Annotated in this window: 18 protein-coding genes; 5 read left to right on the top strand and 13 right to left on the bottom strand. The window is 56.6% G+C overall.

Annotated features, from left to right (window positions below):
* The first annotated feature begins 65 nt into the window (after nucleotides 1-65).
* A complete protein-coding gene (gene hisH / locus ABJQ89_RS05100) occupies nucleotides 66-704 on the top strand; it encodes an imidazole glycerol phosphate synthase subunit HisH (RefSeq protein WP_348495187.1) in 639 nt (212 codons plus the stop codon).
* A 15-nt stretch (nucleotides 705-719) separates the two neighbouring features.
* Here the strand turns inward: hisH and ABJQ89_RS05095 are convergent, their stop codons facing one another.
* Nucleotides 720-1,103, bottom strand: coding sequence for a DUF2147 domain-containing protein (locus tag ABJQ89_RS05095; RefSeq protein WP_348495186.1), 384 nt, complete (start codon nucleotides 1,101-1,103; stop codon nucleotides 720-722).
* Nucleotides 1,104-1,234: 131 nt separating this feature from the next.
* Between ABJQ89_RS05095 and hisA the strand changes: the two genes are divergently transcribed.
* The 3 genes from hisA to ABJQ89_RS05080 are packed head-to-tail and all read left to right on the top strand — an operon-like array spanning nucleotide 1,235 to nucleotide 3,026.
* Nucleotides 1,235-1,954 (top strand): 1-(5-phosphoribosyl)-5-[(5-phosphoribosylamino)methylideneamino]imidazole-4-carboxamide isomerase, encoded by a 720-nt coding sequence (gene hisA, locus ABJQ89_RS05090; protein ID WP_348495185.1) that lies wholly within the window; start codon nucleotides 1,235-1,237, stop codon nucleotides 1,952-1,954.
* Nucleotides 1,954-2,715, top strand: coding sequence for an imidazole glycerol phosphate synthase subunit HisF (gene hisF / locus ABJQ89_RS05085; RefSeq protein WP_348495184.1), 762 nt, complete (start codon nucleotides 1,954-1,956; stop codon nucleotides 2,713-2,715). Before hisA ends, hisF begins: the two co-directional genes overlap by 1 nt.
* Nucleotides 2,712-3,026, top strand: coding sequence for a phosphoribosyl-ATP diphosphatase (locus ABJQ89_RS05080; RefSeq protein ID WP_348495183.1), 315 nt, complete (start codon nucleotides 2,712-2,714; stop codon nucleotides 3,024-3,026). The genes hisF and ABJQ89_RS05080 overlap by 4 nt, the downstream gene beginning before the upstream one ends.
* Here the strand turns inward: ABJQ89_RS05080 and tilS are convergent.
* The 12 genes from tilS to ruvC form a co-directional block, all read right to left on the bottom strand.
* Entirely contained in the window at nucleotides 3,019-4,182 is a 1,164-nt protein-coding gene (gene tilS / locus ABJQ89_RS05075; RefSeq protein WP_348495182.1) for a tRNA lysidine(34) synthetase TilS, read from the bottom strand. The two genes, ABJQ89_RS05080 and tilS, sit on opposite strands and share 8 nt — an antisense overlap.
* Nucleotides 4,182-5,039 (bottom strand): tol-pal system protein YbgF, encoded by an 858-nt coding sequence (gene ybgF, locus ABJQ89_RS05070; protein ID WP_348495181.1) that lies wholly within the window; start codon nucleotides 5,037-5,039, stop codon nucleotides 4,182-4,184. Before ybgF ends, tilS begins: the two co-directional genes overlap by 1 nt.
* Nucleotides 5,040-5,061: 22 nt before the next feature.
* Nucleotides 5,062-5,595 (bottom strand): peptidoglycan-associated lipoprotein Pal, encoded by a 534-nt coding sequence (gene pal / locus ABJQ89_RS05065; RefSeq protein WP_348495180.1) that lies wholly within the window; start codon nucleotides 5,593-5,595, stop codon nucleotides 5,062-5,064.
* Between the two features lie 42 nt (nucleotides 5,596-5,637).
* Nucleotides 5,638-6,957 carry a Tol-Pal system beta propeller repeat protein TolB gene (gene tolB, locus ABJQ89_RS05060; RefSeq protein WP_348495179.1) on the bottom strand — a complete coding sequence of 440 codons (1,320 nt, stop codon included), beginning with the start codon at nucleotides 6,955-6,957 and terminating at the stop codon, nucleotides 5,638-5,640.
* Nucleotides 6,958-7,067: 110 nt separating this feature from the next.
* On the bottom strand, nucleotides 7,068-8,162 hold the full coding sequence (locus tag ABJQ89_RS05055) for a cell envelope biogenesis protein TolA (protein ID WP_348495178.1): 1,095 nt from the start codon (nucleotides 8,160-8,162) through the stop codon (nucleotides 7,068-7,070).
* Between the two features lie 10 nt (nucleotides 8,163-8,172).
* Nucleotides 8,173-8,652 (bottom strand): protein TolR, encoded by a 480-nt coding sequence (gene tolR / locus ABJQ89_RS05050; protein ID WP_348495177.1) that lies wholly within the window; start codon nucleotides 8,650-8,652, stop codon nucleotides 8,173-8,175.
* A 3-nt stretch (nucleotides 8,653-8,655) separates the two neighbouring features.
* Nucleotides 8,656-9,351 carry a protein TolQ gene (gene tolQ, locus ABJQ89_RS05045; RefSeq protein ID WP_348495176.1) on the bottom strand — a complete coding sequence of 232 codons (696 nt, stop codon included), beginning with the start codon at nucleotides 9,349-9,351 and terminating at the stop codon, nucleotides 8,656-8,658.
* Between the two features lie 115 nt (nucleotides 9,352-9,466).
* Nucleotides 9,467-9,853, bottom strand: coding sequence for a tol-pal system-associated acyl-CoA thioesterase (gene ybgC, locus ABJQ89_RS05040; RefSeq protein ID WP_348495175.1), 387 nt, complete (start codon nucleotides 9,851-9,853; stop codon nucleotides 9,467-9,469).
* Nucleotides 9,854-9,862: 9 nt separating this feature from the next.
* On the bottom strand, nucleotides 9,863-10,492 hold the full coding sequence (locus ABJQ89_RS05035) for a hypothetical protein (RefSeq protein ID WP_348495174.1): 630 nt from the start codon (nucleotides 10,490-10,492) through the stop codon (nucleotides 9,863-9,865).
* Nucleotides 10,493-10,538: 46 nt separating this feature from the next.
* Nucleotides 10,539-11,564 (bottom strand): Holliday junction branch migration DNA helicase RuvB, encoded by a 1,026-nt coding sequence (gene ruvB, locus ABJQ89_RS05030; protein ID WP_348495173.1) that lies wholly within the window; start codon nucleotides 11,562-11,564, stop codon nucleotides 10,539-10,541.
* A 3-nt stretch (nucleotides 11,565-11,567) separates the two neighbouring features.
* Complete coding sequence (gene ruvA / locus ABJQ89_RS05025; protein WP_348495172.1) at nucleotides 11,568-12,236, bottom strand: Holliday junction branch migration protein RuvA; 669 nt, start codon at nucleotides 12,234-12,236, stop codon at nucleotides 11,568-11,570.
* On the bottom strand, nucleotides 12,233-12,739 hold the full coding sequence (gene ruvC / locus ABJQ89_RS05020; protein WP_348495171.1) for a crossover junction endodeoxyribonuclease RuvC: 507 nt from the start codon (nucleotides 12,737-12,739) through the stop codon (nucleotides 12,233-12,235). The genes ruvA and ruvC overlap by 4 nt, the downstream gene beginning before the upstream one ends.
* Before the next feature lie 345 nt (nucleotides 12,740-13,084).
* On the opposite strand from ruvC, the gene ABJQ89_RS05015 reads away from it, so the two are divergent.
* Nucleotides 13,085-13,291, top strand: a complete 207-nt coding sequence (locus tag ABJQ89_RS05015; protein WP_348495170.1) for a DUF1127 domain-containing protein — start codon at nucleotides 13,085-13,087, stop codon at nucleotides 13,289-13,291.
* The last annotated feature ends 20 nt before the right edge of the window (nucleotides 13,292-13,311 follow it).

Here is a 13,311-nt window from a genome sequence, read left to right as displayed (position 1 = left end):
CATCGCTGTAGAAACCGATCCGCGCAAATCGGATGCGGTTCCATCCACAAAGGGAACGCTCTAACGTGCTGACTGCAATTATTGATTACGAGAGCGGCAACCTTCACTCCGCCGAGAAAGCCTTTGGCCGTATGGCGAGCGAAGTTGGCGCTGGCGAGGTTGTTGTCACCTCTGACGCCGACGTCGTTGCGCGCGCGGACAGGATCGTTCTGCCCGGTGATGGTGCCTATCCTGCTTGTGTAAATGCGCTCAAAGGTTCGGGCGGTCTGTTCGATGCATTGCAAGAGGCAGTCACAGTCAAAGCGCGTCCCTTCCTTGGGATTTGTGTTGGCATGCAGCTAATGGCAACGATTGGCCGCGAGTATGAAGATACGTATGGTTTGGGCTGGATCGACGGCGAAGTGGTGAAGATCACGCCAAGCGACAAAGCGTTGAAAGTGCCGCATATGGGCTGGAACGATTTGGTGATCGACACGCCCCACCCTGTGTTCGATGGCGTCAAAACAGGCGATCACACCTATTTCGTGCACTCCTATCATTTCGATGTCTCAAAATCTGAAGAGCGTCTGGCCCACGTGGATTATGCGGGTGATATCACAGCAATTGTGGGCCGTGATACGATGCTTGGCATGCAGTTCCATCCAGAGAAAAGCCAACAGGTTGGCCTGCGGCTGATCTCAAATTTTCTGACTTGGACGCCTTAAGCATCCAAACACGAGTTACTTAACGCGTGTCCAAGTCTGCTTTTTGCAGATCGGTCCAACACAACCCGACACTTTCAGCGTATTGCCTGAGAGTGTCATTTTGGATTTGTAGATTTTGCCCGTAGATGGCTGCCAAATCTGGCCGTTTTTATATTTGCCGCCGCCAGACGACTTCATGTCCCAAACCAGCTTCTTGCCGATGTTCGCGCTTTTGTATTCGCCCGTGTTGTTGAACGTGCGCGAGATCACACCGCAAAGGCTGCCACCACATGGCGCCATGTTCACATGCGCATAAGCACCATCATCGACCTGTGTTTTCCACACGCCCACGGCGGGTTCTGCAAAGGCCGTCGTCGCGGCAATGACGCTCAGCGCAGCGGCTGTGAGTAAAGATTTCATAGTTTCCTCCCAATGTTTGCCCAAACCTTGCGAGCAGCGGCCCCGCAAAGCAAGCCTTGACGTAACGCCCCGTTGCAAATTCGGCGATCCCATGCCAATGCAGGGCGCAAGAAACAAAAGGCACCTCTCTTATGATCCTCTACCCTGCAATCGACCTCAAAGATGGCCAAGCGGTGCGTTTGCTGCGCGGCGAAATGGACAAAGCAACCGTCTTTAGCGACGATCCCGCCGCGCAAGCGATGGAATTTGTCAAAGCAGGGTGTGAATGGCTGCATTTGGTCGATCTCAATGGCGCGTTTGCGGGTGAACCTGTGAACGCTGCGCCGGTTGAGGCGATCTTGAAGGCCTGCAAAGTCCCTGCCCAACTCGGTGGCGGCATCCGCGACATGGCAACGATTGAGCGCTGGCTCGACAAAGGTTTGCAACGCGTGATCCTTGGCACCGTTGCTGTTGAGAACCCTGAGCTGGTACGCGAAGCGGCCAAGGCCTTCCCAGGTCACGTGGCAGTAGGTATCGACGCGCGCGACGGAATGGTTGCGACCAAAGGCTGGGCAGAAGAGACCAACGTGAACGTCACCGACCTTGCCAAATCCTTTGAGGACGCAGGCGTGGCCGCGATCATCTACACCGACATCAACCGCGATGGCGCGATGCAGGGGCCGAATATTGACGCCACAGCCGCTCTCGCGCGCGCGGTATCGATCCCTGTGATCGCCTCTGGCGGCGTGTCCTCGCTCGAGGATCTTGTTGCCTTGCGCGATTGCGGCGCTAACCTCAATGGCGCAATCTCGGGTCGCGCGCTTTATGACGGCGCGCTTGACCTCTCAGAAGCCCTAAAGGTGCTTGGCTAATGCTTAAAACCCGCATCATTCCCTGCCTCGATGTTGCCGATGGACGCGTTGTCAAAGGCGTGAATTTTGTCGGGCTGCGCGATGCGGGCGATCCTGTTGAAAGCGCGCGCGCCTATGATCTTGCGGGCGCGGATGAGCTGTGTTTCCTCGACATTCACGCCACCCACGAAAACCGTGGCACCATGTTTGACGTGGTGCGCCGCACGGCGGAGCAATGCTACATCCCGCTGACTGTTGGCGGCGGCGTGCGCGAGGTTGAAGACGTGCGCGCGCTTTTGCTCGCGGGCGCGGACAAGGTCAGCTTTAACTCTGCCGCCGTGGCCCGCCCTGACGTGCTGGCCGAGGCCGCAGATCAGTTTGGCAGCCAATGCATCGTCTGCGCGATTGACGCAAAAACCGTGGAACCGGGCCGTTGGGAGATTTTCACCCACGGTGGACGCAAACCAACGGGCATTGACGCGGTGGAATTTGCGCAGCTCGTCGCGGAGAAAGGCGCAGGGGAAATTCTGCTCACATCCATGGATCGCGATGGCACTAAGTCGGGCTTTAACCTGCCCCTCACCCGCGCGATTTCTGATGCCGTGAATGTGCCGGTCATCGCATCCGGCGGCGTCGGCAATCTAGACCACTTGGTCGAAGGCGTCACCAAGGGCGGCGCAAGCGCGGTTCTGGCCGCGTCGATCTTCCACTTTGGTGAATATACCGTGGGCGAGGCCAAGGCGCACATGGCCGCCGCAGGCATTCCAGTGAGGTTAACATGAGCGTTCTCCACGATCTTTTCGCCACGATTGAAGCGCGCAAAGCTGAGGGCGGCTCCGATAGCTGGACGGCTAAGTTGCTCGCAAAGGGTCCCGAAAAATGCGCCGAGAAGTTCGGCGAAGAAGCAATCGAAGCGATCATCGAAGCCATCAAGGACGACAAAGAGGCTTTGGCTTCGGAAGCCGCTGATGTGATGTATCACCTGCTCGTCATGCTTGCTGCGCGAGATGTATCGCTGGCAGATGTGGAAGCCGTCCTCGCCAAGCGCGTCGGCACCTCGGGCATCGCAGAAAAAGCTGCGCGCTCTAAGTAGCGGCGCGCTTCAGCGGATCGGCAATCGTTACGTCCCAGTCAGGATCGGGTCGCGCAAAGGGCGCGGCAACTACGCGATTTCCATCCCAGATCGCGGGGCTTGAAAGCAGCGAGCGTCGCGGCAAGAGGGCCGTTTCACGCCAATCAGAAATTTGGCTCAGTCCGACCTCCGCCAGTGCGCGCATAACGAATGTCCCTAGATCATTCTTCACGTACCAACGTGGGTCTTGCCCTTTGATCGCGTTCAGCTCTCGCGTGATGCGTAAATCGTCCCCGTGCGGATAGATCAAGCACCCATGCAAGGTCATCGCCGCGTTGCTCTTTAGAGCCTCTTCCAACGCGCTAAAACGCGGGCGATACGGGTTGCCAGATATATTGCACAGAGCACGCGCAAACATGCGACATGCAGTTTCTTCTGGCGCTGCGCGCAATGCAGCTTGGTTAAAGACCGCATCGCCATGATCGACGCGTGCATGGCGCACGATCCAATCATCCGCTGCGTTTTCAAGGACTTCAGATGCCGCGCGCATCCATTTTGCTGTCTGGCTCAGGCGCGACGTGCTCAGACCTAATTCTTCACGCGCCCCATCCGCTTGACGCATTTGCACACGGGTGAACCGTCGATCTTCATTGGACGGATCATCGCTCCATGCGATGTTCTTGCTTTGCAACATCTCGCGCAATGCGGCGCGCGGAACATTCAAAAGCGGGCGCAGGTAGATGGTGCCTTTACGCGAAAAACGCTCTGGCATTTGCGCCAAGCCATCCACGCCTGAACCACGCGACAAGCGCATTAGGAAGGTTTCAGCGACATCGTTCTCGGTATGCCCCAAAGCAATCGCAGCAACGCCAGTACGCGCGCTCCAAGCGCTGAGCGTGTCGTAGCGCGCGGCGCGCGCGCGGGCTTGTAAATCCGCGCTATTGGCCAATTTCAACGTGATAATCTCATGCGCCACGCCGAGCGACGCACATAAGCTGGCCGCCTGTTCCGCTTCGGCGCGTGCACCTGCGCGCAGACCATGATCCACCGTCACCGCCCTAAGGTTCTCCGCGCCAAGCACTTCGCTCGCAAGGATCAAAAGGGCCGTTGAATCGCTGCCCCCCGAAAGCGCAATGCCCAATGGGACATGCCCTTTCAAAAGGTCCGTTTTCAGCATTACGAGCAGCTCAGCGCGCTCATTTCCGCTTGCGCATCGCCCGCTGCCGCAGTGCCAGGATACCGCACACCCACTTCGCTCAGGGTGACGCAGGCCTCAGACGTTGATCCAAGCCGACCCAAGGCGCGTCCCAGACGGAACAATGCATCGGGCGCAGCCGCGCCAGACGGATCACGTGAATAGGCTTCAAGATAAGTGCGCGCAGCCTCGCGTGCATTGCCTGCCGCTTCATAGGCCTCGCCCTGCTTCAAGCGCGCTTGGTCCTCAAGTGGGCTACCGGGGTAATTCTGTGTGAACAGCGCAAATTGCTCTGCCGCGCCCGCATTGTCGCCAGCTTCCATCGCCGCTTGCGCCGCTTCAAAATCTGCGCGCTCGCCTACTGCCAACTCTGCACCGCCAAAATCATCACTGGGCGCTTGGGTCGGGCTTTGAACAGGCGTTGCAACCCCGCTTGAGGTAGCAGCGCCGCCCAATGTGCTGGTTTCACCCAGCTTGCTGACATCGCCGCCTTCAAGCTCCACCAAACGGAACTCCAGATCGCCGATACGATTGGTCCCGTCTTTGACGATGCCTTCGATACGGAACTCAAGTTGTTCGACCTTACCTGTCAACCGCTGCAATTCGCCCTCAACGGAATTGATCCGCTCAATCGCGCTTGCGCCGCCAACCGCAGGGTTGGAGGCGCCCGTCGTGGACAATTCGCGCTTCAAGCGCTGCATTTCCACGTACAGAACCGTGAGATCCTGACGGATATCTGCAAGGGTTTGATCATTGCTCGATTGCGCGACGCCCATTGCAGGCATCAAACAGAGTGTCAGCGCTGCCGCCGCCAAGTGACGTGATAAACGAGACGACATATGCGTTCCTTCCAAAGTGGCCTTAGCCAGTCAGACCCGCTGCAAGAACAGTCACAGCACGTCGGTTTTTAGCATAGCACCCTTCGGCGCTGCAAACCTCAATGGGACGTTCTTTGCCAAAGCTCACGACACGAAGACGTGAGGATGGAACACCTTTGCTCACAAGATAATCGCGCACTGCATTGGCGCGGCGTTCACCGAGCGCAACGTTATATTCGCGGGTGCCCTGCTCATCTGCGTGACCTTCGATGATCGCCGTGTAGTCAGAGTTTGTCATCAGCCAACCCGTTTGACCATCCAGCGTGGCGCGTCCTTGAGCGGTGAGCGAGGATTGATCAACTTCAAACAGGACACGATCGCCAACGCTTTGCTGGAAGAAGGCAATCGATGTTGGATCACCCGCACTGCCAGGAATGATCCCCGCATTTGCCCCTGCATTGGCACCAGAGCTTGCGTTCAGGTCGGTAAAATCATCGCCCTCAAAGTCGCTTTTGTTCGAACATGCGGCCAACGCGATAACGCTGGTCAGGAGCACTGCCTTGGTAATCATCTTCATCTGCTTGTCTCACTTATTATTGTTATATGTATCTGGCCGCGTTTAGCGTTGGAGAGGCGACCATGATGGATCGGACGCACCACCGTCCGTAGGAATACGTTTCAAATTACGCCCAGAGATATCAACCGAGTAGAGCGATGATGCGCCAGAGGCACCCTGCGTTTCGCGTGTAAACATAATGACACGGCCATTTGGCGACCATGTGGGACCTTCATCTAGGAAGGACGCCGTCAGCAAGCGCTCTTCGCTGCCGTCCGTGCGCATCACACCAATGTGGAAACGCCCCTTGGACTGTTTTGTAAAGGCGATCAAATCACCACGAGGCGACCAGACGGGCGTACCATAACGGCCGTTGCCAAAGCTGATACGCTTCGCTTCGCCGCCATTTGCGGACATGATGTAAATCTGTTGCGAGCCTGAGCGGTCACTTTCGAAGACGATCTGACTGCCATCAGGGCTATAGCTCGGCGCGGTTTCGATAGAGGGGGCAGAGGTCAGTCGCGTGCTTGAGCCGCTCGCAACATCCATACGGTAAATATCTGTATTGCCACCGCTCGCCAAGGAATAAACCACCGTTTGACCATTCGGAGAAAAGCGTGGTGCAAAGCTCATAGAGCCTTCTTGGCTTTCCAGGACGCGGCGCTGCACAGAACCAACATCGAGCACATAGATACGCGGGAAGCCTGTTTCATAAGAAGTATAGAGCACGCGATCCCCTGTAGGCGAGAAACGCGGCGCAAGTACGAGATGCTCAGAGCCAGTCAAATACTGCACATTCGCGCCGTCATAATCCATGATCGCGAGACGCTTACGGCGTTTGTCTTTCGGGCCCTGCTCGGAAACATAAACAACGCGACTATCAAAATAAGGCTGCTCACCCGTGATACGCGTATAGACTTGGTCGGCCACCTTATGCGCCATGCGACGCCAGCCTTGGGTCGTGCCAGCAAACTGCAGACCAGAGCCGATTTCAGTGCCAGAGAACACATCGTAGACCCGGAACTTCACATTCACTGAATTACCGTTGACGTTGACTGCGCCTGTAACCAAAGCCTGCGCATTGATCGCTTTCCAATCCGCGTATTGGACAGGTGCATCAAAGCTGGTGATCTGGCTGATATAAGCATCGCGCGGCACTTCGCGAAACAGCCCCGTTCCCGCAAGATCGCTCACCACAACCCGTGCAAGACGCTCTGCGAATTCGTTCGCGGCTGGGTTTTCAGCAACAAAATTTGGCGCTGCGAATGGCATCGGTTCGACCACACCTTCGGTGATCTCAATGCGGAGCGGCCCGTTTTGCGCGAGCGCCGCAAATGGCAAAGTGAAGATTGCCAAAACGGCGATTAATACTCTCAGGGTCATTGCCTGTCCTGCTACTGCTTTTGGCAACACTCTAAGCGGTGTGGCCTTTATAAAAAAGGGCTTTGCGCGTGATAGGCAAGCGCTTGCCCATGGTATGTGACGAAAGAGGCTCATCTAATGCGCATATCTTTGGGATTGAAGGTCATTTCAATCTCTTTCCACTGCTCATACTTGTCTTCGGGCAAATCATAACCTTCCTTCTGACACCGCAGGATCGCACGGCGCGCAGCTTGATAAGCAGTCTCAATCGCGGCTCCATCTCCCTCAGACGAGGACACGAGCCTTAGGCTATTGCCCACAACGGTACCGTTTGGTTCCATCGACATGCCAACGATCACAGTGATGTTCGCGGCCTGACTGCCCACATCGACCACCCAGCAACTTTGCACGGCAAGACGCAACGCATCTGTTTCACCCGCGCTGAGCGCAGGTCCCGTAGGCGCATCGCTCGCGGCGGGTTCGGCCAGAGCCTCTGCAAGGGCGGCATTTACAGCCGATGATGTATCGGTTTGCTCAGGTTCGCTCGCCGCTGTTTCGCGCGGACGCGCTTGGGGGCGGCGCGACGAAGTCGGCGCGCTCGCAGCGGGTTGCTCTGCCTCAGTTACGATCTCGGTTGCCGCTTCTTCAGGTGCAGTTTCGCTCTGCTCTTCAACAACTTGTTCGGCCTCGGCATCAGGCTCGCTTGCTTCTTGAGCCGTGTTATCGATCTCGACTTCTGGCTCAGGCGCGGCGACGGCTTCGGTTGCAACACGATCTGCAGGGCGCGGTTTCGGGCGCAAAGACGCATCAGGCGCAAGATCGGGAATGACTACTGCCTCTGGTTCAGGCGCTGGCTCTGGAATGGGTTCCGGCTCGGGCGCGGGGTCTGGTGCCGGAACAGGTTCTGGTTCAGGGATCGGTTCTGGTTCAGGTTCCGGAATGGGCTCAGGCTCTGGAATGGGTTCTGGCACGGGCTCTGGCTCTGGCGCAGGAACAGGCTCTGGTTCCGGTTCAGGCGTGGGTTCACTCACCACAGGCACTTCGGCTTCCGGCTCCACTTCAGGGGGTTGGGCCGCTTGCGTCAGGGCCGCAAACTCGGCTTCCGAGATGACCGACACATCCACCGTCGGCAGCTCTAAAGGTTCAGCAGAAAATATTCCGCCAAACAGGGCATAGCCCAGCACAAGCGCATGACCGCCTGCTGATATGTAGGTGCTCTTTTGCACCGCGCGCGCCCTAGTTACCTGTCAGCTCGGCGTCGAGCTCTGGACCGCCGGTATCCGTGACAAGACCAATGTCGCTAAAGCCACCTGCGTTGAGCGCGCCCATGACTTGAACCACTTGCTCATAAGCCACAGCGCCATCCGCTCGCAGATAAACGCGTGTGCTATCGCGTTCGGCCGCAATGGCCTGCATACGCGTAACCAATTCGCTCATATCTGTTTCAGTCGTCTGGATCAAAACGCGTCCATCTGCAGCAATCGTCACCGTCAAAGGCTCTTCCGCCTCAGAAGGCAAAGCGCCCGCCGCCGTCTTGGGCAGCTCCACAGGCACGCCTACCGTCATCAACGGGGCCGCGACCATGAAGATAATCAACAGAACTAACATGACGTCCACAAAGGGTGTTACGTTGATCTCTGCCATGGGACGGGCGCGGCCACCACGACGCCTGCGCCGTTGTCCCCCGCCCTCTTTTTGCATCACACCTGCGCCCATGGCTTAGCTATCCAACTGGCGCGACAGGATGGTCGCGAATTCATCCGCGAAGGCCTCATAACCGCCAACAATGCGGTCACTGTCCGCGCTAAACTTGTTGTAATAGATAACCGCTGGGATCGCAGCGAGCAGACCAAGACCCGTCGCCAAAAGCGCCTCCGCAATACCGGGGGCAACTACCGCCAGATTGGTGTTCTGCGCTTCGGCAATCTCGATAAAGGCATTCATGATGCCCCAAACCGTACCGAACAATCCAACAAACGGCGCGGTCGAGCCAACGGTAGCCAATACAGACAGACCCGCTTGCAGCTTTTCAGCTTCTTTAGAAATCGCTACGTCCATGGAGCGATCAATCCGGCTCTGCGCGCCTGCGATCAAGCCACCATCCACACGGTGTGAGCGGCGCCATTCGGTCATGCCAGCAGCGAAAATCTTCTCTGAGGGTCCGTTTGGCGTCGCGCCAATTTGATCAAACAATTGATCCAATGGCTCACCTGACCAAAAGGCCTGATCAAACACAGAGGCTTCTTTGCGCGCCGTGCGATATTGCATGTATTTCTGCACGACAATGGACCACGCCCAAATCGAGGCGCCGATCAGCAAGATCATCACAAGTTTTACGGTAATCGTCGCGCGCGCGAAAAGCGCCCACATGGAGAAATCAATCTCCTGCGCCAACGCAAGGGTTTCTGCTTCCATTTGCCTGCTCTTTTCTATCCGGCCACTGTCTGCGGCTCTTTAAGATAAGCAAGCTTAGCGGGGATTTCAGGAAAAACCAACCAGAGGCGACATCACAAGCGCGAAAATACCGATTTTAGTGAACAATTCGGCGGATAATTGCTGGCAAACGTGCAGGTTGCCCTGCGCTGGTAAGCGCGACAAGCGTCACTTGAGCCGAAAACAACATGTCCGCGCCCCGCACAACGTCTTGGCTGAGCACAATGCGCGCGCCTGTCATATGCTCGACCGAGGTGCGCACAATCAACTCATCATCAAATTTTGCAGGTGCCAAGTAGTCCGCCTCGACGCGGCGCACGGCAAAAACCAATCCTTCGTCTTCTTTCAAACGGCTCTGATCTATGCCCTGCCCGCGCACCCATTCGGTACGCGCGCGTTCGATGAAGCGCAGGTAGTTCGCATAATAGACAATGCCCGCAAGATCGGTGTCTTCATAATACACCCGCAAACCAAACTCATGCATGGCGAACCTCTATTGCTTCTTCGGCATCCGCGCCGCAACGCGCAGCGCATGGCTCGGATCATTGGCGGCAACCGGCATCACCGCATCATAGACCGCTGCCAAAAGACCAGAAATCTCTGGCTTCACGATCACGCCGCCGTTTTCCATCGCCGCCAAGGGCGATTGATCCTGAAACGCGCGATCGGACCATAGCACCATCATCTGCACCGCCTGATTAAGTGCCAAAGTCTCGGCCGGCACTTCATCCAGAGCAGCATCCATCCGCACAAAGGTAAAGCAAGCGCGGATCGCGCCATCTTCATCGAAACGGAACACGCGATACTGATTGGCGTTTGCCGACGTCACCTTCGCGACCATCTCTTTCAGGCCAGGCACCAATTGATCAAGGTTCGGCACCTCAAGCAGTTCTGCCCAATCCGAAAAGAAAAAGAACATCGCGTTGGAGCCAAGCTCAGGATCGGTCTCCGACATGTGATGGTTCGACACCAGACACACCGCTTCAATCGCGCCCTTAACGACTTTCAAAGTCTCTTCCGTAACGCCAAAAACCACAGGGCTAATCGGCCGCCCCCAACGCGCAAAGGAATAACTGCCATCGGCGCGTGTAAAAAGCGCTTCGATTTCAGAGGCGTCCAACATCGTCTTCATCTTTCCAAATAAACTTCCCGCGGAGCGTCCCGCACGATCAACCAAACAAACCCGCCTGATCTGGCGCTTTGGGCGCAGCGAGCCCCAAATGCGTCCAGCCCTTCTGCGCGAGCATTCGCCCACGCGGAGTACGCTGGATCAAACCTTGCTGCAACAAAAACGGCTCAATCACCTCTTCCAATGCATCGCGGCTCTCTGAAAGGGCCGCAGCAATGGTTTCAATCCCAACAGGACCGCCCGCATAGTTTTCAGCGATCAGCGTCAAGTAACGGCGATCCGCGCTATCAAGGCCGAGCTTATCCACGCCGAGCCGTGTCAAAGCCATATCCGCCAGTGCGCGCGTCACTTTGCCGTCGCCTTCGACAACCGCAAAATCCACCACACGGCGTAGCAGACGCCCCGCAATACGCGGTGTACCGCGTGCACGTTTTGCTATCTCGCGGGCACCGCCTTCATCCGCAGGCGCACCCAGCTTGCGCGCGTTGCGTTCTACAATCGTATAAAGTTCATCTTCTGTGTAAAATTCTAAACGCGTCGGAATGCCAAAGCGATCTCGCAAAGGCGTCGTTAGCAAGCCAAGCCGCGTTGTCGCGCCGACCAAAGTAAAGGGTTGCAGTTCGATCCGAACTGTCCGCGCAGCAGGTCCTTCGCCGATCACAAGATCAAGCTCAAAGTCCTCCATCGCGGGATAGAGCACTTCTTCGACCGCTGGATTGAGGCGGTGAATCTCATCGATGAACAAGACATCCCGCGCTTCTAGATTGGTAAGGATGGCCGCTAAATCCCCCGCCTTCGCCAAGACAGGGCCAGAGGTCATGCGAAACGACACGCCCAATTCGCGCGACATGATTTGTGCGAGGGTCGTTTTGCCCAAACCCGGGGGACCATGAAACAACGTGTGATCCATCGCCTCGCCGCGACGACGCGCGCTTTCGATGAAGACCTTGAGGTTCGCGCGCGCCGCAGCTTGACCGATGAACTCATCCAAAGCTTGTGGACGCAATGCGCGATCATTGTCTTCGGGCAAGGCCTCAGGGCGCATTGTGGGGTCAGGTTCGATCATGCCCTACCCCTTTGGCGCAAGCAGCTTGAGCGCCGCGCGAATAAGCGCCGACGTATCCGCATCAGGTTCAACGCCCGCCGCTTCTGCCACAGCACCAGCCGCATCAGAGGGGGAATAGCCAAGGTTACCCAGCGCTGACAGCGCCTCTGCTTGCGCGGACGCACTTGGCGCGGTGATCTTTTGCACGGGCGTTTCGACCACCTCAAAATCGTCAGACGCGGGTACCTCGCCCATCGCAGTCGCCGGCGCAGCGCCGCCCATGGCCATGACGCCCGGCGCTTTGTCCTTAAGTTCGATCACAACGCGCTGCGCAGTCTTTGGCCCAACGCCTTTGGCCGCCTTGATCGCCGTGACATCCGCCAAAGCAATCGCACGGCTAACACCATCCGCGCCAAGGGCACCTAGGATCGCCAAAGACGCTTTTGCACCGATGCCTTGGACGCTCATCAACAAGCGATGCCATTCTTTTTCAACAAGCGAGGTAAAGCCGAAGAGCTGCAGGTTATCTTCGCGCACCAGAAGATCCGTATAAAGCGCCACAACCTCACCCGCCCCCGGCAAACCCGCCAAGGTACGATCAGAACAATAGACCATATAACCTACACCGCGCACATCGATCAGAACATGATCCGTGCCGCGATAGTCGATCCGTCCAGAAAGTTTACCAATCATCCGTTTGCCGCCTGTTTTGCTTTTTCCCACACGCGGGTGGAACGTGTATAATGTGCGTGACACATGGCAATCGCAAGCGCATCAGCCGCGTCAGGGCCGTTGAGCACGACGCCGGGCAATTGCAACTTCACCATATGCTGAATTTGTTCTTTGGCGGCATGGCCCACCCCAACAACAGTCTTCTTCACTTTGTTGGGGGCATATTCGCCGATCTCAAGTCCCGCTTGCGCAGGGACAAGCAAGGCAATGCCGCGCGCTTGGCCCAGCTTCAATGTGCCAGCGCCATCTTTGTTCACAAAGGTTTGCTCAACAGCGGCGGTGTCCGGTTTGAATTCGCGGACAATATCGCTCAATTGTCGATGTAGGGACAAAAGACGCAGGCTCAAATCCTTGCCTTCGGACTTACACACCCCGTTACCTAGGTGCTTCATGCGTGATCCATCCACTTCGATCACGCCCCAGCCCATGTTTCTAAGACCCGGATCAATTCCAATTACGCGCATGCTGCTCGGCACCTGTTGTTTTTTTGATGCAGTAGCACGAAACGCGAACAAAAGGAAAGGTTAATGCAAAACCGTCGCTTTTGGACCGCCGAAATCCATTCACGACACGCGCCGTGATTTGAGGGGATAAATTCGCCACCAAAAGGTCGGAAAGCGACACATTCCACCCAAGATCGATGCCGTAAAAATGTGCGGAATGTCTAATTTTTCGGCATGCATAAAACGCATACGGCCTATGCAAAAAGGGGTGGTTGTGGGTGTTCGATACGAGGCCTAAATGCGCCTCAGAACGAAACAACTGAAATGATCTGCCCGCTGGGCGATCCGCTATTAAGGAAAACGATAATGGCTGTTATTGAAGCAACCCGATCCGCTAACGTCTCCAACGGCGGCTTCGCCGTCTTTAGTTCACTCTACGCGACATTCGCGGCTTGGAACGATGCGCGTCAGACACGTAACACACTGAACAAACTGACAGACCGCGAATTGGAAGACATCGGTCTCGTACGCGGCGACATCGAAGACATCGCTGCGAAATCAGGCCTGCGCTGATTTCAATCGCACCACTCACT

This window comes from Planktotalea sp. (assembly GCF_039984035.1).
Taxonomy (GTDB): domain Bacteria; phylum Pseudomonadota; class Alphaproteobacteria; order Rhodobacterales; family Rhodobacteraceae; genus Planktotalea.
This window is presented reverse-complemented; position numbering and strand designations above follow the sequence as displayed.